This window comes from Primorskyibacter flagellatus (genome assembly GCF_014638275.1).
Classification (GTDB): domain Bacteria; phylum Pseudomonadota; class Alphaproteobacteria; order Rhodobacterales; family Rhodobacteraceae; genus Pseudooceanicola; species Pseudooceanicola flagellatus_A.
Genome location: NZ_BMFJ01000001.1, coordinates 1,568,059 through 1,590,880, shown reverse-complemented (window position 1 = coordinate 1,590,880; position 22,822 = coordinate 1,568,059). Strand labels below are relative to the sequence as shown.

Annotated in this window: 22 protein-coding genes; 15 read left to right on the top strand and 7 right to left on the bottom strand. The window is 66.2% G+C overall.

The genetic code is table 11. The annotated features are described in order from the left end of the window. Positions 1 to 260 precede the first annotated feature (260 nt). The 3 genes from IEV87_RS07820 to IEV87_RS07810 all read left to right on the top strand — a co-directional run bounded on the left by IEV87_RS07820 (position 261) and on the right by IEV87_RS07810 (position 1,895). Complete coding sequence (locus IEV87_RS07820) at positions 261 to 689, top strand: hypothetical protein (protein WP_188477089.1); 429 nt, start codon at positions 261 to 263, stop codon at positions 687 to 689. Further along, positions 689 to 1,093: a cell division protein ZapA gene (locus IEV87_RS07815; protein ID WP_188477088.1), complete on the top strand. Its 405-nt coding sequence runs from the start codon at positions 689 to 691 to the stop codon at positions 1,091 to 1,093. The genes IEV87_RS07820 and IEV87_RS07815 overlap by 1 nt, the downstream gene beginning before the upstream one ends. 250 nt (positions 1,094 to 1,343) lie before the next feature. Then, entirely contained in the window at positions 1,344 to 1,895 is a 552-nt protein-coding gene (locus tag IEV87_RS07810; RefSeq protein WP_188477087.1) for a manganese efflux pump MntP, read from the top strand. A 141-nt stretch (positions 1,896 to 2,036) separates the two neighbouring features. On the opposite strand, the gene grxD is transcribed toward IEV87_RS07810, so the two are convergent. The 6 genes from grxD to IEV87_RS07780 all read right to left on the bottom strand — a co-directional run bounded on the left by grxD (position 2,037) and on the right by IEV87_RS07780 (position 7,901). After that, the gene (grxD, locus tag IEV87_RS07805) at positions 2,037 to 2,399 is read right to left on the bottom strand and encodes a Grx4 family monothiol glutaredoxin (protein ID WP_188477086.1); all 363 of its coding nucleotides are present in this window, start codon (positions 2,397 to 2,399) and stop codon (positions 2,037 to 2,039) included. Positions 2,400 to 2,511: 112 nt separating this feature from the next. Further along, positions 2,512 to 2,745 carry a BolA/IbaG family iron-sulfur metabolism protein gene (locus IEV87_RS07800; protein WP_188477085.1) on the bottom strand — a complete coding sequence of 78 codons (234 nt, stop codon included), beginning with the start codon at positions 2,743 to 2,745 and terminating at the stop codon, positions 2,512 to 2,514. Between the two features lie 95 nt (positions 2,746 to 2,840). Further along, complete coding sequence (locus IEV87_RS07795; RefSeq protein ID WP_188477084.1) at positions 2,841 to 3,482, bottom strand: VPLPA-CTERM sorting domain-containing protein; 642 nt, start codon at positions 3,480 to 3,482, stop codon at positions 2,841 to 2,843. Positions 3,483 to 3,746: 264 nt separating this feature from the next. Further along, positions 3,747 to 5,906, bottom strand: a complete 2,160-nt coding sequence (purL, locus tag IEV87_RS07790; RefSeq protein ID WP_188477083.1) for a phosphoribosylformylglycinamidine synthase subunit PurL — start codon at positions 5,904 to 5,906, stop codon at positions 3,747 to 3,749. A 153-nt stretch (positions 5,907 to 6,059) separates the two neighbouring features. Beyond that, positions 6,060 to 6,614: a hypothetical protein gene (locus IEV87_RS07785; RefSeq protein ID WP_188477082.1), complete on the bottom strand. Its 555-nt coding sequence runs from the start codon at positions 6,612 to 6,614 to the stop codon at positions 6,060 to 6,062. 363 nt (positions 6,615 to 6,977) lie between these two features. Further along, the gene (locus tag IEV87_RS07780) at positions 6,978 to 7,901 is read right to left on the bottom strand and encodes a LysR family transcriptional regulator (RefSeq protein WP_188477081.1); all 924 of its coding nucleotides are present in this window, start codon (positions 7,899 to 7,901) and stop codon (positions 6,978 to 6,980) included. A 157-nt stretch (positions 7,902 to 8,058) separates the two neighbouring features. Between IEV87_RS07780 and IEV87_RS07775 the strand changes: the two genes are divergently transcribed. The 12 genes from IEV87_RS07775 (at position 8,059) to IEV87_RS07720 (ending at position 21,240) form a co-directional block, all read left to right on the top strand. Then, the gene (locus tag IEV87_RS07775; RefSeq protein WP_188477080.1) at positions 8,059 to 11,475 is read left to right on the top strand and encodes an indolepyruvate ferredoxin oxidoreductase family protein; all 3,417 of its coding nucleotides are present in this window, start codon (positions 8,059 to 8,061) and stop codon (positions 11,473 to 11,475) included. Positions 11,476 to 11,622: 147 nt separating this feature from the next. Continuing rightward, the gene (locus IEV87_RS07770; protein ID WP_188477079.1) at positions 11,623 to 11,976 is read left to right on the top strand and encodes a hypothetical protein; all 354 of its coding nucleotides are present in this window, start codon (positions 11,623 to 11,625) and stop codon (positions 11,974 to 11,976) included. A 264-nt stretch (positions 11,977 to 12,240) separates the two neighbouring features. Next, positions 12,241 to 13,164, top strand: a complete 924-nt coding sequence (locus tag IEV87_RS07765) for a lysophospholipid acyltransferase family protein (protein WP_188477078.1) — start codon at positions 12,241 to 12,243, stop codon at positions 13,162 to 13,164. Between the two features lie 24 nt (positions 13,165 to 13,188). Beyond that, entirely contained in the window at positions 13,189 to 14,001 is an 813-nt protein-coding gene (locus tag IEV87_RS07760; RefSeq protein WP_188477077.1) for a glutamate racemase, read from the top strand. 139 nt (positions 14,002 to 14,140) lie between these two features. After that, positions 14,141 to 14,701 (top strand): hypothetical protein, encoded by a 561-nt coding sequence (locus tag IEV87_RS07755; RefSeq protein ID WP_188477076.1) that lies wholly within the window; start codon positions 14,141 to 14,143, stop codon positions 14,699 to 14,701. A 147-nt stretch (positions 14,702 to 14,848) separates the two neighbouring features. After that, complete coding sequence (argC, locus tag IEV87_RS07750) at positions 14,849 to 15,874, top strand: N-acetyl-gamma-glutamyl-phosphate reductase (protein WP_188477075.1); 1,026 nt, start codon at positions 14,849 to 14,851, stop codon at positions 15,872 to 15,874. 4 nt (positions 15,875 to 15,878) lie between these two features. Continuing rightward, positions 15,879 to 16,319: a cytochrome c maturation protein CcmE gene (gene ccmE / locus IEV87_RS07745; RefSeq protein ID WP_188477074.1), complete on the top strand. Its 441-nt coding sequence runs from the start codon at positions 15,879 to 15,881 to the stop codon at positions 16,317 to 16,319. A 307-nt stretch (positions 16,320 to 16,626) separates the two neighbouring features. Next, complete coding sequence (locus IEV87_RS07740) at positions 16,627 to 17,238, top strand: holin-associated N-acetylmuramidase (RefSeq protein WP_188477073.1); 612 nt, start codon at positions 16,627 to 16,629, stop codon at positions 17,236 to 17,238. Continuing rightward, on the top strand, positions 17,229 to 17,768 hold the full coding sequence (locus tag IEV87_RS07735; protein WP_188477072.1) for a holin family protein: 540 nt from the start codon (positions 17,229 to 17,231) through the stop codon (positions 17,766 to 17,768). The genes IEV87_RS07740 and IEV87_RS07735 overlap by 10 nt, the downstream gene beginning before the upstream one ends. Before the next feature lie 186 nt (positions 17,769 to 17,954). Continuing rightward, complete coding sequence (locus tag IEV87_RS07730; protein WP_188477071.1) at positions 17,955 to 19,913, top strand: heme lyase CcmF/NrfE family subunit; 1,959 nt, start codon at positions 17,955 to 17,957, stop codon at positions 19,911 to 19,913. Continuing rightward, a complete protein-coding gene (locus IEV87_RS07725) occupies positions 19,910 to 20,395 on the top strand; it encodes a cytochrome c-type biogenesis protein (protein WP_188477070.1) in 486 nt (161 codons plus the stop codon). Before IEV87_RS07730 ends, IEV87_RS07725 begins: the two co-directional genes overlap by 4 nt. A 68-nt stretch (positions 20,396 to 20,463) precedes the next feature. Beyond that, positions 20,464 to 21,240: an enoyl-CoA hydratase-related protein gene (locus tag IEV87_RS07720; RefSeq protein WP_188477069.1), complete on the top strand. Its 777-nt coding sequence runs from the start codon at positions 20,464 to 20,466 to the stop codon at positions 21,238 to 21,240. A 254-nt stretch (positions 21,241 to 21,494) separates the two neighbouring features. On the opposite strand, the gene gltA is transcribed toward IEV87_RS07720, so the two are convergent. Beyond that, positions 21,495 to 22,790: a citrate synthase gene (gene gltA / locus IEV87_RS07715; RefSeq protein ID WP_188477068.1), complete on the bottom strand. Its 1,296-nt coding sequence runs from the start codon at positions 22,788 to 22,790 to the stop codon at positions 21,495 to 21,497. Positions 22,791 to 22,822 lie beyond the last annotated feature (32 nt).

Sequence of the window (22,822 nt, the reverse complement as noted above, 5' to 3'; positions counted from 1 at the left end):
GACGGCTCCTTTGGGCGCAGGGGGCAGTGTCAGCGCTGAATAGCAGCCGAACCGACAGTTGCAAGCGACGGCTGTTGCGCGTCGATGCACGGCGACACCGCCTTTCAAGAATTATCCCATGGTTCCAGACAGCTTTGGGCAATCCTTCATGTTTTGGATAGACTTGGGCAATATCGGGGTCCGGGGGGTGATTCGCCGGTCCGAAACAAGAGGTCCGGGCAAGGACCGCACAAGGGACGACCAAGGGGGCGGCCGAGGGCATGAGTGATATCGACGATCTTCAGCGGCGTCTGAGCGCCGCGCTGGACCGGATCGGGCAGGGTGTGGCCGCCATGGCTGCGGCTCCGAAGGATGCGGGTCAGGACGTTGACGCCATTCGCAAATCTCTTGACGACGCCATCGCCGCGAAGACCCGCCTGGAAACCCGGATGGCCGAACTTGACGCCGAACTCGCCCGCCTGCGGCAAAGCAACGAACAGCTCCGCGCGGTCAGCCAGTCGCTGCGCGCGTCCAACGAATCCGGTCTCTCGGACCCGGAATCGATCAACGTCGCGCTGGCCGCCGAACTCGAAGCCTTCCGCGCCACCCAGTCCGCGAACGAGGCCGAGGTGCGCGCGATCCTCGACGCGCTGACCCCGCTGGTCGGCGCCTCCATCGCCCCCGCCACGCCCGGACCGGAGGACCACTGATGCCCGAACTGGAAATCCTCATCGGCGGCCGCGCCTTCGAAGTCGCCTGCCAGGAGGGAGAGGAACACTACCTCCAGTCCGCCGCCGAGATGTTGAACGTCGAGGCCCAGACCCTGATCGCCCAGACCGGCCGCATCCCCGAGGCGCGCATGCTGCTGATGTCCGGCCTGATGCTGGCCGACCGCACCGCGGGGGTCGAGGACCGGCTGAAGATCATGGAGGACGAGGCCGACGCCTTCCGCGCCGAAATCGACCGCCTGACCAGCGCGCTCAAGCGGGCGGAGGCGCGCACCGCCGAGCGTGTCGAGGTGCCGGTCGTCCCTGCGGAGGTGACGGAGCAGCTCGCGCAGTTGGCCGACAAGGCCGAAAAGCTGGCCGCCGAGGTGGAGACAAAGGCAGGGTAAGGCGCTCCGATCCATCCTGTTGCATATGCCTCGCATTTCCATCTTTCTGATTTTATTGACATAAACGGCGCTCCGCCTTATCTCTCCCGCATCGGGGAGTAGCATCCGCCAAAGCGGCGGCGGCACGTCAACAGACCCGCGGGGCCTCCGCGTGGCGTGACCGGACCTTCGGGCCTTGCAAGACCGTGGCACGGCGATCCTGCGGGCGGGATCCGCGACGTGTCCGGCCTGCCCGCGAAGGATCCCCACCATGTCCCCGATCGCCATCGGCCTGCTGGCCGTCTCCATGTCCGTCGACGCTTTCATCGCCGCCCTCGGGCGCGGTGCCATGGCCTCGCGGATCAGCCCCGCCCTCGCCCTGCGCACCGGCGCCGTCTTCGGCGCGGTAGAGGCGCTGACCCCTCTTATCGGCTGGACCGCCGGAATGGCCGCCGCGCGCTTCATCACCGCCATCGACCACTGGATCGCTTTCGGCCTGCTTGCGGGAGTCGGCCTGCGAATGATCCTGCAGTCGCCGCCCCGTGATGCCGCAGCGCCCGGGCTGACACTGTGGGCGACGCTGCTGACCGCCGTCGGCACATCCATAGATGCGATGGCCGTCGGCGTTTCGCTCGCCTTGCTGCCTGTTAACATCCTGACCGTCGCCGCCGCGATCGGACTGACCACCGCGATGATGAGTACTACAGGCCTTTATCTTGGCCGCGTGCTTGGCCATCGCATCGGCCGCATGGCGGAAACCGCGGGCGGACTGGCACTCGTCGCCCTTGGCACGATGATCCTGATCGACCACCTCTCCGCCTGACCATCCGATATTGCCGATACACACCGGGGACCGCGCGCGCCTTCGCGGCAGAGGCAGCGGCCCCTCCCGATCCGAACAGCACTGCCGAGCACGAAAAAGGCCGGGTCGCCCCGGCCTTCCGTTCCGCGCAAGATCGAGGGGTCAGGCGTTTGCTGCCCGGATCTTCTCCGCCGCGTCCTTGTCGAAGGTGACACCGTTCGCTTCGAACAGAGTGTCGAGTTCACCCGACAGCGTCATCTCCGTCACGATGTCGCAGCCGCCGACGAATTCGCCCTTCACGTAAAGCTGCGGGATCGTCGGCCAGTCGGAGTATTCCTTGATACCCTGCCGGATCTCGTCATCCGCCAGCACGTTCACATCGGCAAACTCCACGCCCATGTAGTTCAGCACACCGGCCACGCGCGAGGAGAACCCGCATTGCGGCATCGACTTGGTGCCTTTCATGAACAGCACGACGTCGTTGCTTTTCACGGTTTCGTCGATCGAGGTCTTCACGTCACTCATCTGGATTTTCCTTTCGGGGCCAGGGCCTTGGCGCGCAGCGGGCGCGGCGCCGGGCGCTGTGCGGCAAGAAGGCTGAGGGCGGCCAGTGCGGCCAGGATGGCGGATGTCAGGGTCATGGGGCTCTCGTTGTCAGGGCCAGCGCGTGCAGTTCTCCGGCGGGGCCGTCCATCTTTCCCTTCAGCGCGGAATAGACCGCCCGCTGCTGCTGCACGCGGTTCTGGCCGCGGAAGCTTTCGTCCACGACCGTCGCTGCGAAATGCTGCCCGTCGTCGCCCTGGACCTCGATCCGGGCATTGGGAAAGCTTTCGCGGATCAGGTCCTCGATGTCTCGGGCCTGGATGGCCATGGGGAAACCCTCGTCCGGTTGCGTTCCCCAAGATGTAGACCCCGGCCCGCCCCGTTGCAAGATGCTCGCAGGGACAGCACCTCCGCGCCGCGGCGTCAGAACCGGATGCGATAGCGCCGACGCAGGACCCCCGCGCCGGCCAGTCCGGCGGCCAGCAGGGGAAGTCCGGCAGGCAGCGGCACCGCGGGCGCCGGGCCGAACCCGACCTCCGCACCGGAGGCGGCGGAAACCGCCATCGACACGCCCACGCTGGAATAGGAGGTGAAGGCAAATTCCCAGGCAAAGAAATCCCAGTCCGCCGGCGGCTCCGGCTGCGGGTTGAACGCAACCGCGTCGAACCCGGTCCCGACCCCGCCGCTTGAGGTGTCGAAGGTCAGGTCGAAATACAGCAGTTCGATCCCTGCCAGCATCTCGAACCGCATGGTTTCATATTCCACCGCCGGGTCCAGCCGTGGCGGCACCAGCCCCGGCCCGCCGAAATAAAGCACGAAGGTCTGGCCCGGATCGACACGGTCGAAGGTCCAGTCGATCTTTGCATAGGTGAACGCGACCTCTTCGATCGGGGCGTCTGCGGGCGGCGGTTCCGGCTGCGGGTTGAAGCCGAAGATCATCAGCGGATTGGCGGCGGGCTCATTGCTCACCAGCGTCTTGAACAGCAGCGGGGTCGCCTGGGCTGGCAGCGCGGCAATCAACAGGACGGCCAGCCCGAGGGCGGCGGCGAGGGACCTTGAAATCATCGTCTGTCCTTTCAACTCGTCTTTGTACGTGTCTTCGGAGATCCAATTCCGTTTTGTCAGGAGCGTTGACGCAACGGTAACACGATCTGACACCCGCGTGATCGGCAGATGTCTGCCGCGCTGCGGCGTAGGCGGAAACCTACCGATGCGGAGGGTTCGGGGATCAACGCGGAAGAACAGGCCGCACGCGACCGCCGCGCCAGCAAACATGCATGAAGCCTGTGACAACAGGGTCTCCGCGACACTGCGAAGACCTCTGCCGGATCAGCCGAATGTCGCCCCGAACGCCCCGCGATAAAGCGCAGACAGTTCCTCCAGCGGGGCCGACGCCGCACCGAACGCAACCGTATCCCCGCCGAACTTGCCGACCGTGTGCAGCGGCACCCCGGCCTTGCCCGCAGCGACCATCAGCGCCTCTGCCGCGTCGAAGTTGCAGGCGATCAGGTAGCGGCCCTGATCCTCGCCGAACAGCTGAGCCTGATCGGTGACGTCCAGATGCACGCCGACACCGGAGGCCTCCGCCATCTCGAACGCCGCCAGTGCCAGCCCGCCGTCGCCCAGATCGGTGCAGGCCCGGATCAGCGCGATGTTGTCGAGGATGAAGTCCCCGTTCCGCCGCTCTGCCACGAGGTCGACCGGGGGCGCGTCGCCCTCGACCCGGTTAAAGACCTCGGCCAGCAGGGCGGACTGGCCCAGATGCCCGGCCGTATCCCCGACCAGCAGCGCGACGTGGCCGTCGCGCGCGATGCCCGTCAGCGCCTGTTCCAGATCGGCGATCAGGCCAACCGCGCCGATCGTCGGCGTCGGCAGGATCCCCTTGCCGTCGGTTTCGTTGTAAAGCGACACGTTTCCGGACACGATCGGCATGTCCAGCGCCTCACAGGCCGCACCGATCCCTTGAATGGCACCGACGAACTGCCCCATGATCTCGGGCTTTTCCGGGTTGCCGAAGTTCAGGTTGTCCGTCGCCGCCAGCGGACGCGCACCCGACGCGACGAGGTTACGATAAGCCTCGGCCACCGCCTGCTTGCCCCCCTCCACCGGGTTCGCCTTGACGTAGCGCGGCGTCACGTCGCTGGTGAAGGCCAGCGCCTTGCCCGTCCCGTGGACCCGGATGATCCCCGCGCCGTAGCCCGGGATCCGCATCGTGTCCGCCATCACCTGGCTGTCATACTGCTCATAGACCCACTGGCGCGAACAGTAATTCACCGATCCGATGAGCGCTTTCAGACCGTCCACGGGATCGACGGCCGCCACGTCCTCAAGCGGCGCGGCCTCCGGCGTCGGCTCCCAGGGGCGGTCGTATTCCGGCGCCATGGACGACAGTTTCGACAGCGGCAGGTCGGCCCAGGTCTTCCCCTGGTACTGGATCAGGAAGCGATCCTCGGCGATGGTCTCGCCCACGATCGCGAAGTCGAGGTCCCACTTGTCGAACACCGCCTTGGCCTCGGCCTCCTTCTCGGGGCGCAGCACCATGAGCATCCGCTCCTGGCTTTCCGACAGCATCATTTCATAGGCCGTCATCGCCTTTTCCCGGCAGGGCACGCGGTCGAGGTCCAGCCGGATGCCAAGGCTCCCCTTGTCGCCCATTTCCACCGCCGAACAGGTCAGGCCCGCGGCCCCCATGTCCTGGATGGAGATCACGGCACCCGTCGCCATCAGCTCCATGCAGGCTTCCATCAGCCGCTTTTCAGTGAAGGGATCGCCGACCTGCACGGTCGGGCGCTTTTCCTCGATGGTTTCGTCGAACTCGGCAGAGGCCATTGTCGCCCCGCCAACCCCGTCGCGCCCGGTCTTGGCTCCAAGATAGACCACCGGCATGCCCACACCCGACGCGGCGGAGTAGAAAATCCCGTCCGCATCGGCCAGACCGGCCGCAAAGGCGTTCACCAGACAGTTGCCGTTATAGGCCGGGTCGAACCGCACCTCGCCGCCGACCGTCGGCACGCCGAAACAGTTGCCGTAGCCGCCCACGCCCTCGACCACGCCATGCACCAGCTGGCGGGTCTTCGGATGGCTCACCTCACCAAAGCTCAGCGCGTTCATCGCCGCGACGGGCCGCGCGCCCATGGTGAAGACGTCGCGCAGGATGCCGCCCACGCCGGTCGCCGCGCCCTGGTAGGGCTCGATATACGACGGATGGTTATGGCTCTCCATCTTGAAGACAACGGCCTGACCGTCGCCGATATCCACGACGCCCGCGTTTTCGCCCGGCCCGCAGATCACCTGCGGGCCCTTGGTCGGCAGGGTCCGCAGCCATTTCTTCGAGGATTTGTAGGAACAATGCTCGTTCCACATCGCCGAAAAGATGCCGAGTTCGGTGAATGTGGGCTCCCGGTTCAGGATCTTGAGGATTTCGGCATATTCGTCGGGCTTGATCCCGTGGCTCGCGATCAGCTCTTCGGTGATGGCCGGTTCCTGCATGTCTGTCCCCCGTCTGGCGTCCCGCCCCCTTTACGCCATGGCCGGGCAGGGGGGAAGGGGAGGCGGGCAGAACGCCGCGGCCCTGCAAGTGTACCGCCAAACGAAAAGGACCGGAGCTTTCGCTCCGGCCCTTCTCAGTCAATCCGCAGGGGATTACTTCATCGGCGCTTCGCCACCTTTGACGGACTGCAGCGCGTTCTGGAATTCCAGTTCGCTCATCTGCAGCTTCACCGAGGTTTGGCCTTCCGCGACGCGCACGGCGAAGGTGTCTTCCACGGTGCCAAGCTGTTCTTCGACGGTTGCAAAGGCCAGCTGGTCACCTTCCGGGGTCTTGTAGACCTCGTTGATGATGCCGACACGCGAATCGTCGGAGGCGTAGATCGCGGTGCCGATCAGCGGGCTGTCCGACAGTTTCATGTCGTCACGCATGTAGGATTCGTAGTCGGAAACCTTCATGATGCCCATCTGGCGGTTCGTGCTGTCCACGTCGACGGTCTTGTTGCCGGTCTCACCCGAAGCCGACAGGCCGGAACCGCGCGGCTCGTCCACGTTGATGGTGCCGCTTTCGGCAAAGTTGTCCGACGCGTCATTGGTCTGCGCTTCGACGGTGCCGAGCTTCGTGTCCGGCTGCTGCGTCTGTGCGACGGCCGGAACGGCCATAAGGGCGATAACGGATGCGCTGAGGAGCGTTTTTGTCTTCGTAAGCATGATGCTCTCCTTTCGTGCCGCTTCGTTGCGGCGATTGGGTGGACAAGCATCGGCGGGCGGGATCGGTTCCGTCCCGGATCGGGTTTGCGGGGTCACGCTTGTGTCACTTGCCCTGCACCGCAACCGCCCTATGGCGCGACTCATGTTTCCGCGGACTTGGCAAGCGAAAAGAAAAAAGGCCGGACATAAAGTCCGGCCAAGTCCAACAGGGAGGTATGAAGATGATGAAGCGTTAAGCAGCATCACCGTCGAGGGTGGACATAAGGGGCGGATTCGAGTCGGACAAGTTCCAAAGTGACGCAGGTGCGGCATTGCGGATATGCGTTGCATGCAACCCTCGGAACGACCGGCCGGGAACGCCGCTCAGTGCTGGTCCCCGGCTTCGTCCGGGCGCTGTTCGCGCAGGCGGCGGCGATGCGTGATGATCTCCTCCTGCACGAAGTCGCGGAAGGCCGCGATCCGCTTGGAATGCCGCAGCTCCTCCGGAAAGGCGAGAAAGACCGGCACTTCCTGGCTCTCGATTTCCGGCAGGACCCGCTCCAGCGTCGGGAAATCCTCCACCAGGTAATCCGGCAGCACGCCGATCCCCAGCCCGTTGATGACCGCCTGCAACACCCCGAAATAGCTGTTCACCGTCAGCAGGGACGCGACCTCGTGGCTCAGCACCTCCTGTACGAGGCTCGCGCCGGCAGAGACCTGCGGCGCCGACGGATTCTGACAGATCAGCCGGTGCTTGCTGATATCCTTGATCGTCTCCAGCCGCCCGGTGCGGTCCAGGTAGTCCGGGCTGCCGTACATCCGCATCCGCACCGACATCAGCCGCTTGCGGATCAGGTCGGCCTGCGACGGCTCCTTCAGCCGGATCGCCACGTCGGCCTCCCGCATCGGCAGGTCCAGCACGCGTTCTTCAAGGATCAGGTCGATCCTCAGATCGGGAAACTTCTCGTAGAACTTCGTCAGGCGCGGGGCCAGCCAGAGCGATCCGAAGCCGGTCGTCGTCGTGACCCGCAGCTCACCGAACACCTCTTCCTCGCTGTCCCGGATCCGCGCCGTCGCCGTATCCAGCCGCTTGACCATGGCCCGCGTGGCGTCGAACAGCAGTTCCCCCTGTTCGGTCAGAATCAGCCCGCGTGCATGGCGGTGGAACAGCGTGGTGTTGAGCGATTCCTCAAGCCCGCGGATCTGGCGGGACACCGCCGACTGCGACAGGTGAAGCGAGTCTCCCGCATGGGTCAGGCTGCCCGCATCGGCAACCGCATGGAATATTCTTAGCTTGTCCCAGTCCATCTCAATAACTTTCCGCCGTCCGAAGGCACCACTTACGCAATCATTCCGCACATAGCTGCTATGCACTCTCAGGTTAAGTGGTTTCAGTTAATCTTTTCCGATTGGTCATATTCATTGACCCATTTCTGCGCTATCATGCGGGAAGGGAGACAATCACATGACCAAGCCAGAGATCTCGCTCAACGACCGCTTCGACCTCGCCAAGTCACCGATCCTACTTAACGGCACACAGGCCCTCGTCCGCCTGATGCTGATGCAGAAAGCCCGCGACACGGCCGCCGGGCTGAACACCGCCGGATATGTCACCGGATACCGCGGCTCACCGCTCGGCGCGGTGGACATGCAGATGAACCGCGCGGCCAAGTTCCTGGCCGCCGCCGACGTCACCTTTCAGGAAGGTCTGAACGAAGACCTCGCCGCCACCGCGATCTGGGGCTCCCAGCAGGCGGAACTGCGGGGCGAGGGCAGGTTCGACGGCGTCTTCGGCCTCTGGTACGGCAAGGGGCCTGGCGTCGACCGCTCCGGCGACGCGATGAAACACGCCAACATGGCCGGAACTTCGCCGAACGGCGGCGTGCTCATGGCCATGGGCGACGACCACACAGGCGAGTCGTCCACCGTGCTGCACCAGTCCGAATGGGCGCTGGTGGACGCCTACATGCCCGTCGTCTCTCCGGCAGGCGTGCAGGAGATTCTGGACCTCGGCGTCTACGGCTACGCCCTGTCGCGCTTTGCCGGGGTCTGGGTCGGGCTCAAGACGATGAAGGACACGGTCGAGGCGACCTCGGTCGTCGACGGTCGCCCCGACCGCATGCAGATCGTCACGCCGCAGGACTTCCCGATGCCTCCGGGCGGCCTGAACATCCGCCTGGTCGACACGCCGACCGAACAGGAAACGCGGATGATCGACCACAAGCGTTTCGCGGCCGAGGCCTTTGCCCGCGCCAATCGCATCGACAAGCGCGTCTGGGGCAAGCCCGGCGCCAAGATCGGTTTCGTCGCGGCGGGCAAGAACTGGCTGGACCTCCAGCACGCGCTCGCCCTTCTCGGCATCGACGAGGCCGAGGCCGAACGTCTTGGCATCACCACCTACAAGGTCGCGCAGACCTTCCCGCTCGACATGCTCACCTTTCACGAATGGGCCGAGGGGCTCGACCTGATCGTGGTGGTCGAGGAAAAGCGCAAGCTGATCGAAATCCAGATCAAGGAGGCGCTGTTCGACGACAACCGCTACCGCGTCTGGGGCTGGTACAAGGGCGGGGCAGGCGGCCTGCACCGCGAGGAACTCTTCCCGACCCGCGGCGCGCTGGACCCGATCTGGATCGCGCAGAAACTGGGCGCCATCCTGATCGAAGAGGGGCGCGACACCGACAGGATCAAGTCCGGCCTCGCCGCGCTGGAGGAAGCCAAGCGCAACGACAACGCCCCCGAGATCGCCGCGCGCCTGCCCTATTTCTGCTCCGGCTGCCCGCACAACACCTCTACCAAGGTGCCCGAGGGATCGCGTGCCTATGCTGGCATCGGCTGTCACTACATGGTCCAGTGGATGGACCGCTCCACCCAGGGCTTCACCCACATGGGGGGCGAGGGCGCGAACTGGATCGGGGAGGCGCCGTTCAGCCAGACCGGTCACATTTTCCAGAACCTCGGCGACGGCACCTACAACCATTCCGGCGTGCAGGCGATCCGCGCCGCGCTGGCGGGCGGGGTGAACATCACCTACAAGATCCTCTTCAACGACGCCGTGGCCATGACCGGCGGCCAGAAGAACGAAGGCGGCCTGACCCCCGACCGCATCGCCGCCGAACTCAGGGCCATGGGCGTGAAACGCATCGAGGTTGTGTTCGACGAAAAGGAAGAACCGCGTCGCGAGGACTTCCCCAAAGACGTCGGCTGGCACGAACGCGCCGAGATGGATGCGGTGCAGAAGTCCCTCACCTCGGTCGAAGGCGTCTCGGCCATCCTCTACATCCAGACCTGCGCCGCCGAGAAACGCCGCCGCCGCAAGCGCGGCCAGTTTCCCGATCCGGACCAGCGCGTGTTCATCAACACCGACGTATGCGAAGGCTGCGGCGACTGCGGCGTGCAGTCCAACTGCGTCTCCATCGTACCGGTGGAAACCGAACTCGGCCGCAAGCGCGCGATCGACCAGTCGTCGTGCAACAAGGACTTCTCCTGCCTCAAGGGCTTCTGCCCCTCCTTCGTGACGCTTGAAGGCGCGACGGTGAAAAAGGCGACAGGGCAGGGCATCGACCTGCCTGATCTGCCCGCACCGCAGCTTCCCGCGATCAACGGCACCCATAACGTCGTCATCACCGGCGTCGGCGGCACCGGCGTCGTCACCATCGGCGCCCTGCTGGCCCAGGCCGCCCAGATCGACGGCAAGGGCGCGGGCATGATGGAAATGGCCGGACTCGCCCAGAAGGGCGGCGCGGTGCACATCCACGTCCGCCTTGCCAACCGTCCGGAGGACATCTCCGCCATCCGCGTCGCCACCGGAGAGGCCCATGCCCTTATCGGCGGCGACTTGGTGGTCAGCGCGGGCTCCAAGACGCTTGGCCTGACGAAACCGGGGCAGACCGGCGCGGTCATCAACTCCCACCAGATCATCACCGGCGACTTCACCCGCGACACAGAATTCCAGATCCCCTTCGACCGTCTGGAAATGCAGCTGGAGGCGCGGCTGAAGGACCGGGTCGCGCTCTTCGACGCCTCCGAACTGGCCCGCGCGGTAATGGGCGACTCCATCTTCTCCAACATGATGGTGCTGGGGGCCGCGTGGCAGAACGGGTTGCTGCCCCTGTCGCTGGCGTCGCTGGAAGAGGCGATCCGCCTGAACGGCGCGGCGGTGGACAAGAACCTGCGGGCCTTTGCCATCGGCAGATGGGCCGCCCTTCATCCCGAGGACGCGGCGCGCCGCGCCACCGCCAAGGTCGTCTCCAAACCCCTGTCGCTACAGGAAAAGATCGACTTCCGTGCCGACCGGCTGATCGACTATCAGGGCAAGCGGCTGGCCAAACGCTTCCGCAAGCTGGTCGACAGGGCCGAGGGCGACGACCTGAAACTCGCCGTTGCCAGGGGGTATCACAAGCTGCTGGCGTACAAGGACGAATACGAAACCGCCCGCCTCCTGCTCTCGACCGAGAAGAAGGCCCGCGAACAGTTCGACGGCGATTTCCGCATGTCCTACCACCTCGCCGCCCCCGTGGTCGCGAAGAAGGGCGCGGACGGCCGCCCCGGCAAGCGCAAGTTCGGCGCGTGGCTGAAGACCCCGCTCTCCGTCCTTGCCCGGCTCAGGGTGCTGCGTGGCACCCCGTTTGACCCCTTCGGCCGGACAGAGGAGCGCAGGATGGAACGCGCCCTGATCCGGCAGTACGAAACCGACATGGCCGAGGTGCTGGCGAAGGTGACCCCGGACACCCGCGACATCGCCGTCGCCCTGGCCGAACTGCCACTGAAGATCCGCGGCTTCGGTCCCGTGAAGGCCGCGAACGAGGCAAAGGCCGCTAAGGAGCGCGAGGCACTGCTGGCCAGCTTCCGGGCCGGCGGCGGCATGCGACAGGCGGCCGAATAACGCCGCGTCCGCAAAGCGGGCAGACCCCGGTCTGCCCGCACCCTCCTTCCGCACGGCCCGCGCATGACCATTGCGCGAATCCGTCCGCCCCATAATCTCCGCTCTCAGGGCCAGGATTGCCCCGGCCCCTTTTCCCGGAGCTCATTCATGGCCGCATCAGTCCTGCGCAGAACCCTGTTGGTCTCGATTGCCCTGTTTCCCCTGATTTCCCTCTCCGCCGCCTCCGCCGCCGATTTCAACTGGAACGGTGTCTGGGCCGGCACCAACCCGAAGAACAAGCGCGAAACCGTCATCACCATCGCCAAGGGCAAGGTGGTGAGCTGGCATTCCAACGGCACCGCCCAGCCCATAGACGCCGCAGAGGTAAAGCCCGATCACGTCGGCATCCGCCACAAGGAAGGCGCGACAGTCTGGATCACGCCGAACAAGGACGGATCGGTCAGCTATACATGGTCCGGCAACGGTCAGCAGGCCAGGCACAAGCTGTCCCGCCGGTCCTGAGCGGAAGCGCCAATACCCCCTCCCTGACCCTCCCCCTCGCAGGGGGAGGGAATCCCCGCCAGGCCATCCCCGTGCCACGCAACCCCCTCCCCCTGACAGGGGGAGGGCCGGGGAGGGGGAGAGGGCCGGGGAGGGGGAGAGGGCCGGGGAGGGGGAGAGGGCCGGGGAGGGGGAGAGGGCCGGGGAGGGTGGCTCGCCCCCGACCATCTGGAACCGCTCCCCCGCAGGCGCTATATTCATCGAAACCCTGCAAAGGCCCCGCCGATGACAGCCCAGACCCCGCAGTCCCCGACCAACCGGCAGATCGCCCGCGACATCTCTTACGCCCATTCCGCCGCGACCAAGGGCGGCCGCGCGCTGATCCGCGTGATGGAAAACGTCACCGGCCGCCCCGGCCTCATCCGGCGCGCCGACGGGTATGACCGCGAAATCGCCTCGGGCCGCGATTTCTGGTCCGTCATGGTCGAACGCTACGGCCTCAGCCTGTCGGTCACCGGCGGCAGCATGGAAAACATCCCCGCAACCGGCCCGCTCATCTTGATCTCCAACCACCCCTACGGCATTCTCGACGGGCTGATGATGGGCCACGTCCTGCACCAGCGGCGCGGCGATTTCCGCATCCTCGCGCATCGCGTCTTCCGCAAGGCGGAGGACATCAATCGCATCATCCTCCCCATCTCCTTCGACGAAACCAAGGAGGCGGTGCAGCAGAACATCGAAACCCGCAAGGAATCGCTCCGCTATCTCGCGGACGGTGGCGCGATCGGCGTCTTCCCCGGCGGCACGGTCTCCACAGGCCTGAAACCCTTTTCCCGGCCGATGGATCCGGGCTGGCGCGGCTTCACCGCCCGCATGATCGCCAAGTCCGAGGCGACGGTCGTGCCGATGTTCTTCGCCGGCCACACCTCCCGCCTGTTCCAGCTGGCCTCGCACCTGCACTCGACCCTCCGCATGGGCCTGCTCATCAAGGAATTCAAATCCCGCGTCGGCACGCCCGTTGAGGTCGTCATCGGCGACCCGATCCCGCGCGAGGTCATCGCGCCGCTCGCCAAGGACACCCGCGCCCTGATGGACTTCCTGCGTCACCGCACCTACGAGCTTTCGCCCGAACCTCTCAAATCCTTTGAATACGGTTTCGAATTCGAGGATAAGCACCGCACCGGCGAAGAACCCCGCCGCGTGTACTGAGGCCCCGGATCCGAAGGCAGGACAATGGCAGTAGGCATCTTCGATTCCGGCCTCGGCGGCCTGACCGTGCTTGACGCAGTGGAAAAACGCCTGCCCGAGGTGCCCTTCGTCTATTATGGCGACAACGGCCACGCCCCCTATGGCGTGCGCACCGCCGACGACATCTACGACCTGACCTGCACCGCCGTCGGCAGGATGTTCGATCATGGCTGCGACCTCGTCGTGCTCGCCTGTAACACCGCCGCCGCCGCCGCCCTGCGCCGGATGCAGGAGAACTGGGTGCCCGAGGGCAAACGCGTGCTCGGCGTCATGGTCCCGCTGATCGAGGCGCTGACCGAACGCCAGTGGGGCGACAACTCCCCGCCGCGTGAGGTTGCGGTCAAGCATGTCGCGCTGTTCGCCACCCCCGCCACCGTTGCCTCCCGCGCCTTCCAGCGCGAACTGGCCTTCCGCGCCATCGGCGTGGACGTGGAGGCGCAGGCCTGCGGCGGCGTCGTCGACGCGATCGAGGAGGGCGACATGATCCTGGCGGAGGCGCTCGTCCGCTCCCACGTCGACGCGCTGAAACGCAAGATGCCGCACCCGGAGGCCGCGATCCTCGGCTGCACCCATTACCCGCTGCTGGCCGAAACCTTTCAGGACGCGCTTGGACCAGAGGTCAACGTCTACTCCCAGGCCCGGCTGGTCGCCGACAGCCTCGCCGACTACCTCTCCCGCCGGCCCGAGTTCATCGGCAAGGGCAGGGAGTCGCTGTTCCTCACGTCCGGCAACCCGACCCGCGTCTCCGACAGCGCCACACGCTTCCTGCGCCGCAAGATCACCTTCACCGCCGCCTGAACGGCTAACCTTACGTTAACGTCAACGTAACGCGGCGTCAGATCACCTGTATACCCCTTGGCGGAGAAGCCGGGCGAGCGCATATGCACAGCGCCCGCGCCGTATCGCGTCCCGCCACCGACAAGAGATTGTTTCCGAAATGAAAACGACTGTTTCCGCCGCCCTCGTCTCTCTCGCCGCCCTTGCCGCAAGCCCGGCGCAGGCGATCACGGTGTCCGAGCCGGAGCACGGCGAATATTCCAAAATCTACAACGCCCCGACCGTCTTCGGCGATGACGTCAGCGCGGTCTCCGGCACCGGCAGGGCGAACCACTTCGATTTCCTGCACTTCTCCGGTCTCGCCACCGGCGCGCAGACCGTCACCATCGATTTCGGCTACATCCCCGACGGCACGACCGACGGGCGGACCGCCAACCTGATCTGGCGCGACCAGCCCTTCATGGGCGAATGGGGCACTTACGGCGGGTCGATCTCCCTGCATCCCGGCAACCCGACCACGACGCTCACCCTCTCCCTGGGCGACAGCTTCGCGGGCGACCTCTACCTCGGCCTGATGTTCTACAGCGGCACCAACATCACCTACAACATCACCGGCACCGGCTTCCCCGTGGAAACCCCCGCCGTGCCGCTGCCCGCGGGCCTGCTGCTCGGCCTCTCGGCGCTCGGCGCGCTTGGCTTCGCCGCCCGCCGCCGGGCCTGAACCGGCCTGACCGGGCCCGGCCCGGATACGACGGGAAAGCCACAATTCCGTCAGCACCGGCAATCGGGTTAGACGCGGGCGCGGCTTTGCGCTAACTCTCCGCCGGACTCCGGGGGCGTGATGCCCCCGCCACGGCAGGGGAACGCCATGAAGAACATCGCCATCATCGGGGCATCGGGCTACACCGGGGCCGAACTGATCCGCCTGATCGCGACGCACCCCGGCATGCGCATCGCCGCGCTGGCCGCCAATTCCAAGGCCGGGCAGAAAATGTCCGCCGTCTTCCCCTTCCTGCGCCACCTCGACCTGCCGGAACTGGTAACCTGGGAACAGATCGACTTTTCCGCCATCGATCTCTGCTTCTGCGCCCTTCCGCACAAGACCAGCCAGGAGGTCATCTCCCAGCTTCCGAAAACGCTGAAGATCGTCGACCTCTCCGCCGACTTCCGACTGCGCGACGCCGCCGCCTACAAGACATGGTACGGCAACGACCACGCCGCGCTCGAGATGCAGGAGGAGGCCGTCTATGGCCTGACCGAATTCTACCGCGACCAGATCGCCAGCGCCCGTCTCGTCGCAGGCACCGGATGCAACGCGGCCACCGGCCAGTTCACCCTGCGCCCGCTGATCTCCGCCGGGGTGATCGGGCTCGACGACATCATCCTCGACATGAAATGCGCGGTCTCCGGGGCAGGCCGGTCGCTGAAGGAGAACCTCCTGCACGCCGAACTCTCCGAGGGGTACAACGCCTATTCCGTCGGCGGCACGCACCGGCACCTCGGTGAATTCGATCAGGAATTCTCCCTGCTCGCAGGGCGCGAGGTCCGCATCCAGTTCACCCCGCACCTGCTGCCGGTGAACCGGGGCATCCTCTCCACCGGCTATGTCTCGGGCGACGCCAGGACGATCCACGCGACGCTGGAAAAGGCCTACGCGGACGAACCCTTCGTGCAGGTGCTGCCCTTCGGCCAGACGCCCTCCACCCATGACGTGCGGGGGTCGAACTTCGTGCATATCGGCGTCACCGGAGACCGGATCGAGGGCCGCGCCATCGTGGTCACCGTGCTCGACAACCTCTGCAAGGGCTCGTCCGGCCAGGCGGTGCAGAACGCCAACCTCATGCTCGGCCTGCCCGAGACCGAGGGGCTGATGCTCGCGCCCCTCTTCCCATAAGCCGATGCGGGGGCTGAAGAAAAAGCGCCGCATCCAGGTCATCGTCCTGGCCTTCGTCGCCCTGGCCCTCGCCACCGGCCTGATCGGCTATGCCATGCGCGACGGCATCAATTTCTTCCGGTCGCCCACCCAGGTGACCGAGGCCCCGCCGCCTCCGACCGAGGTCTTCCGCCTCGGCGGGCTCGTCGTCGCCGGCTCGCTCGAACGCGGGCAGGGGGAATCCGTGCGCTTTTCCGTCACCGACAACAATGCCGAGGTGCCGGTTGTCTTCACCGGCATCCTCCCCGACCTGTTCGCGGAGAACCAGGGCATGATCGGCACCGGCCGGCTCGTGGACGGCATCTTCGAAGCCTCTGAAATCCTTGCCAAACACGATGAGAGCTACATGCCGAAAGAGGTCGTGGACGCGCTCAAGGAACAGGGCGAGTGGAAGCCCGAGGGGTAGGGTAGGCTTCAGCCGACCTCCCTGCAACAAACTCCAGTCGACGATGCGCGCCTGGCCCGATACGACCGCGGAGCGGTCCGGGCAGCGCGCGTCCGCCCCCCGGACGGGCGCTTCGTCTCCATTTGCGCGACGATCGGCCCGACGGCTACCACGACGAAATAAAGCGGCGACCACAGCCGTATCTGCGCCCCTCCGCGGACATGCGCGGCCCTCCGTCATACCCGTCCAATCCCACCGTACGCACCCCTAACAAATCCTTAACCACCCCCGCGCATCCTTCCCGCACAACAAGAAACGCGAGGACTCGATGCAGACGATCCGGCAGATGGCAGAGACCATCGTCACCCGCGAAGGCGGCTACGTGAACGACCCCGACGATCCCGGCGGGGCGACCAATTTCGGTGTCACCATCGGCACCATGCGCCAGCTTGGACTCGACCTCGACGGCGACGGGCAGGTGACCTCCCGCGATGTCCGCGCGCTCAGCCGGGACAAGGCGGTCGACATCTTCATCGACCGCTACTTCCACGCCCCGCGCATAGCGGAACTGCCTGACATCCTGTGGGAAACCGTCTTTGACATGCAGGTCAACGCTGGCTCCAACGCGATCAAGATCCTTCAGCGCCTGCTCCGCTCCATGGGGCAGGAGGTGACGGTGGACGGCCTGATCGGCCCCCGCACCATCGCCGCGGCCCATGCCGCCGCACAGGCCGCGCCCGACCACCTCGCCGACGCCTACGGCATCGCGCGGCGCAACTACTATTTCGCGCTGGCCGACCGCCGCCCGGCGTCGCGCAAATACGCCCGCTCCCGCGCAGGCGGAAAGGGCGGTTGGATCACCCGGGCGGAATCCTTCCTCTCCCCCCGGTACCACCTCACAGAACAACAATTCCGTCAGAGGACTGCCGCATGGGACTGATGACCGGACTTCTGAACACCCTCTTCGGCGGCAATCGCAACGCGCTGCGCGAAACCGTTGAGGTCTTTCGTGAAAACGCCGAATCCGCAGGCGGCCGCGACCTCGACCGGCTCTCCGCCGCGCTGCTCCAGCACGGGGCCGAATTCCGCACACCCCGCAGCTGGTTCGACAGCCTGATGGACGGGCTGAACCGTCTCCCGCGCCCGCTCCTGGCGTTCGGAACGATCGGTCTGTTCATCTCCGCCATGACAAGCCCGGTCTGGTTTGCCGAACGCATGCAGGGCCTCGCTCTGGTGCCCGAGGCGCTCTGGTGGCTCATGGGCGCGGTGGTCAGCTTCTACTTCGGCGCGCGCCACCAGCTGAAGGGTCAGGAGTTCCAGCGCGAGATCGCGCAGACCCTCGCCCGCGTGCCGACGGTGGTGGAAAACACCCGTGCGCTGAGGTCGCTGGAAACAGACGACACTCCCGACACCCAGAATGGCGAACGCAACGCGGCGCTGGACGACTGGCGGGCGGCGCGCGCGGCGTGACCCCCTCCCTGACCCTCCCCCTTTCAGGTGGAGGGAACCTGTCCCGCCCGCATCCACACGCGTTCCCCTCCCCCCGGGCCGGGGGAGGGCCAGGGAGGGGGGCGTCCCACGCCCCGCGACAACGTGAACCCCTTCGACCCCGCAATCCCGTTGGCCCAACCCCGAAGCCCGGAGTATAACCCGATCATGTTGAACGAACTTGGCCACTTTGCCCTTGTCCTCGCGCTCGCCGTGGCGCTCGTCCAGACCGTCGTGCCGCTGATCGGCGCGCACAACCGCTGGCCGGGATGGATGGCCGTGGCGGAGCCGGCCGCGAATGCCCAGCTCCTGCTCGTCGGCTTCGCCTTCGCCGCGCTGACCCACGGCTTCGTCACCTCGGATTTCTCGCTGAAACTGGTGACGGAGAACTCCCATTCGCTCAAACCGATGCTCTACAAGGTCACCGGAGTCTGGGGGAACCACGAAGGCTCCATGCTCCTCTGGATCCTGATCCTCGCCCTGTTCGGCGCCTCCGCCGCGTGGTTCGGCCAGGCCCTGCCGCCGACGCTCAGGGCCCGGGTGATCGCGGTGCAGGGCTCCATCGGGCTGGCCTTCCTGGCTTTCCTGCTCTTCACCTCCAACCCGTTCCTGCGCCTCGCCGTGCCGCCGCTGGACGGGGGCGACCTCAACCCGCTGCTCCAGGACCCCGGCCTCGCCTTCCATCCACCGTTCCTCTATCTGGGCTACGTCGGCCTCTCCATGGCCTTCTCCTTCGCCGTCGCCGCCCTGATCGAAGGCCGCGTGGACGCCGCATGGGGCCGTTGGGTCCGCCCCTGGACGCTGGCGGCCTGGGTCTTCCTGACCATCGGCATCGCGCTCGGCTCGTGGTGGGCCTATTACGAACTGGGCTGGGGCGGGTTCTGGTTCTGGGACCCGGTCGAAAACGCGTCGTTCATGCCCTGGCTGATCGCCGCCGCGCTGCTGCATTCCGCCGTGGTCGTGGAGAAGCGCGAAAGCCTGAAGGCCTGGACGGTGCTTCTGGCCATCACCGCCTTCGGCTTTTCGCTGATCGGGGCCTTCATCACCCGCTCGGGCATCATCACCTCCGTGCACGCCTTCGCCACGGATCCGGAGCGCGGGGTCTTCCTGCTGGCCATCACCGCGCTGTTCATGGGCGGCGCGCTCACCCTTTTCGCCGCGCGGGCCGAGGCGCTGTCCTCGCGCGGGGTCTTCTCCCTCCTCAGCCGGGAATCCATGCTGGTGCTGAACAACATCCTGCTGGCGGTCGCGGCGTTTGTGGTCTTCATCGGAACGATCTGGCCGCTGGTCAGCGAACTGCTGTTCGACCGCAAGCTCTCGGTCGGCGCGCCCTTTTTCGACATGGCCTTCACGCCGTTCTTCGTCCTGCTCGGTCTCGTCCTGCCGCTTGGCGCGCTGCTCCCCTGGAAGCGCGCGAAACTGGCCCGTCCCGTCCGCCTGCTGATCCCGGCGTGCGTGCTGGCGCTGGCGGTGCTGGCGCTGACCTTCGCGATCCAGACCGGCCGGTCCGCCCTTGCGCCCGTGGGGCTGATGCTCGGCACGTGGCTGGTGGCCGGGGCGGCGGCGGATCTCTGGGCACGCACGGGGACAAGCGGGGCGGCGCGGCTGCTGCGTCTGCAGCGGTCCGACTATGGCCGGGCCACGGCGCATGCGGGGCTTGGCGTGACGATCATCGGCATCGCGGGCATGCTCGCCTGGCAGAGCGAGGACATCCGCGTCATGCAGGAGGGCGACAGCGTCACGCTGGCGGGCTACACGCTCAGCCTCGACGGGGTGGAGCGGGTGCAGGGCCCCAACTACATCTCCACCACCGGCAGCTTTGCCCTGTCGCGCGGTACCCGCACCATCGCGACGCTCTATCCGGAAAAGCGTTTCTACCCCGTCGCCCGCATGCCCACGACCGAGGCCGCGATCGACAACGGCATCCTGCGCGACATCTACGTCGTCATCGGCGACCCGCAGGAGGGCGGGGGCTGGGCCGTGCGCAGCTATGTCAAACCGCTGGCCAACTGGATCTGGGGCGGCGCGATCCTCATGGCGATCGGCGGCGCGCTGAGCCTGTCCGACCGGCGCTATCGCGTTGCTGCCGGGGCGCGGAAGGTGCCGGACGCGGTGGCGGCGGAATGACCGGGGGTCTGCGGCAGGGGCTTCGGACTATCGCGGGAGCCGCCCATCCCGCGGTGCTGGCGCTGCTCGTCGCCACCTCCGCCCATGCCGTGCAGCCGGACGAGATCCTCCCAGACCCTGCGCTGGAACAACGGGCCCGCGACCTGTCCAAGGGCCTGCGCTGTCTGGTCTGCCGGAACGAGAACATCGACGACTCAAACGCAGACCTCGCCCGCGACCTGCGCCTGCTGGTGCGCGAACGGCTGGTGGCGGGCGATACGGATGAAGAGGTTCTGGACTTCATCACCGACCGCTACGGCGAATACGTGCTGCTGACCCCGCGCACGGGCGGGTCGAACTGGCTGCTCTGGGCGGCCGGTCCGGCGATGCTGGTCGCGGGGCTGGGCATTGGCGCGGTTTTCATCCGCCGCCGCACCCGCGCGACGGAGGCCGGGCTGAGCGCGGAGGAAGAAGAACGGCTGCGGCAGATTCTCGACCGGTGACGCATGGTTTCCCTTGCGTCCCCTCCGCATCGCGGATGGAGTGACGCGCGACGAAAAGGGAGCCCCCCATGACCTACCAGACCATCACGCTCGACATCGCCGACGACACCGCCGTCATCTGCCTGAACCGCCCCGACAAGTACAACGCCCTGAACGGGCTGATGCGGGCGGAACTGACCGACGCCGTGCGCAACGCGGGCCGAGAGGCGCGGGTGATCGTGCTGACCGGCAGCGGCGCCGCCTTCTGCTCCGGCCAGGACCTGAGCGACAGCGGAGACATCGCCAACCCCGATCTCGAACGGACCCTGCGCGACGAATATCAGCCGCTGGTGCGTGCGATCGTGGACAGCCCGGTGCCGGTGATCGCCGCCGTGAACGGCCCCGCCGCCGGGGCGGGGGCTAATATCGCGCTCGCCTGTGACGTCGTGATCGCGACGGAGAGCGCCTATTTCCTCCAGGCCTTTTCCCGCATCGGCCTGCTGCCTGATGCTGCCGGGACCTACACCCTGCCGCGCTCGGTCGGCGGGCCGAAGGCCATGGGCGCCGCGCTCTTCGCCGAGAAGATCAGCGCGAAGGATGCAGACGCCTGGGGCATGATCTGGGAAGCCGTGCCGGATGCGGAGTTCGAGACCCGCTGGAAGGCCCGCGCCGCCTATCTCGCCAAGGGGCCGACGGTGGCCTTCGGCAAGATCAAGGAGGCGGTCCGCGCCTCCTGGCACAACGACCTTCAGCAGCAGCTGGATCTCGAGGGCAAGGCACAGGGTGCCTGCGGCCAGTCGCGCGACTTCAAGGAGGGCGTGCTGGCGTTTGTCGAGAAGCGGGCGGCGAAGTTCGAGGGGCGGTGAGGGCGGTTTCCCCTCACCCCGGCCCTCTCCCCCGGGGGGAGAGGGAGTGGCGCATCTGATTATCGGCGGGATGGGTGGGCGATGATGTTACCCCCTCCCTGGCCCTCCCACTGTCAGGGGAGGGGACGCGTGTGTCCGGGGGCGGTTCTGTTGAGGGGCGTCATACCCGGGCTCGACCCGGGATCTCCGACCTTCATGCATACGAAAACCGCCGGCCTTTTCGGACCGGCGGTTCATCTTAACATACCGGAAAATCAGCGCTTTTCCACGTCCACGTAGTCCCGCAGCGTCGCGCCGGTGTAAAGCTGACGCGGGCGGCCGATCTTCATGCTCGGATCCTCAATCATTTCCTTCCACTGGGAAATCCAGCCGACGGTGCGCGAGAGCGCGAAGATCGGGGTGAACATGGAGGTCGGGAAGCCCATGGCCTCAAGAATGATGCCGGAGTAGAAGTCGACGTTCGGGAACAGCTTGCGCTTGATGAAGTACTCGTCCTCCAGCGCCTGCTTTTCCAGTTCCTTGGCGACCGCGAGGATCGGGTTGTTTTCCACGCCGAGCAGGTCGAGAACCTCGTCCGCGGACTGCTTCATCACCTTCGCGCGCGGGTCGAAGTTCTTGTAGACCCGGTGGCCGAAGCCCATGAGACGGAAGTTGTCGTCCGGGTCCTTCGCCTTGGCGATGAATTCCGGGATGCGGTCGACGGAGCCGATTTCCTTGAGGCATTCCAGCGCCGCCTGGTTCGCGCCGCCATGTGCCGGGCCCCAGAGGCAGGCGATGCCGGCGGCGATGCAGGCAAAGGGGTTCGCGCCGGAAGACGACGCCAGACGCACGGTCGACGTCGACGCGTTCTGTTCGTGATCCGCATGCAGCGTGAAGATCCGGTCCATCGCGCGGGACAGGATCGGGTCGGGCACATATTCCTCGGCCGGGACGGAGAAGCACATGCGCAGGAAGTTCGACGCGTAGTCGAGGTCGTTGCGCGGGTACACGAAGGGCTGGCCGATGTTGTACTTGTAGGCCATGGCCGCGATGGTCGGCATCTTGGCGATCAGGCGGATCGAGGCGACCTCGCGCTGCCAGGGATCGTGGATGTCGGTGCTGTCGTGGTAGAAGGCCGACATCGCGCCGACCACGCCGACCATGACCGCCATCGGATGCGCGTCGCGGCGGAAGCCGGTGAAGAAGCGGTGCATCTGTTCGTGCACCATGGTGTGCATGGTAACGCGCTTCTCGAAATCCTCGAGCTGGGCGGAAGAGGGCAGTTCGCCGTAGAGCAGCAGGTAGCAGACCTCGAGGAAATGCGATTTGCCGGCCAGCTGGTCGATCGGGTAACCGCGGTGCAGCAGCACGCCTTCCTCACCGTCGATATAGGTGATGGAGCTGTCGCAGGAGGCGGTGGAGGTGAAACCGGGGTCGTAGGTGAACACATCCGCCTGGCCGTACAGCTTGCGGATGTCGATCACGTCGGGGCCCGCGCTTGGCGACAGGATCGGCAGGTCGTAGCTCTTGCCGTCGATGGTCAGCGTTGCCGTTTTGTTCGTATCTGACATACTCTTCCCTTTCTATTCCCGCGCGTGACCGC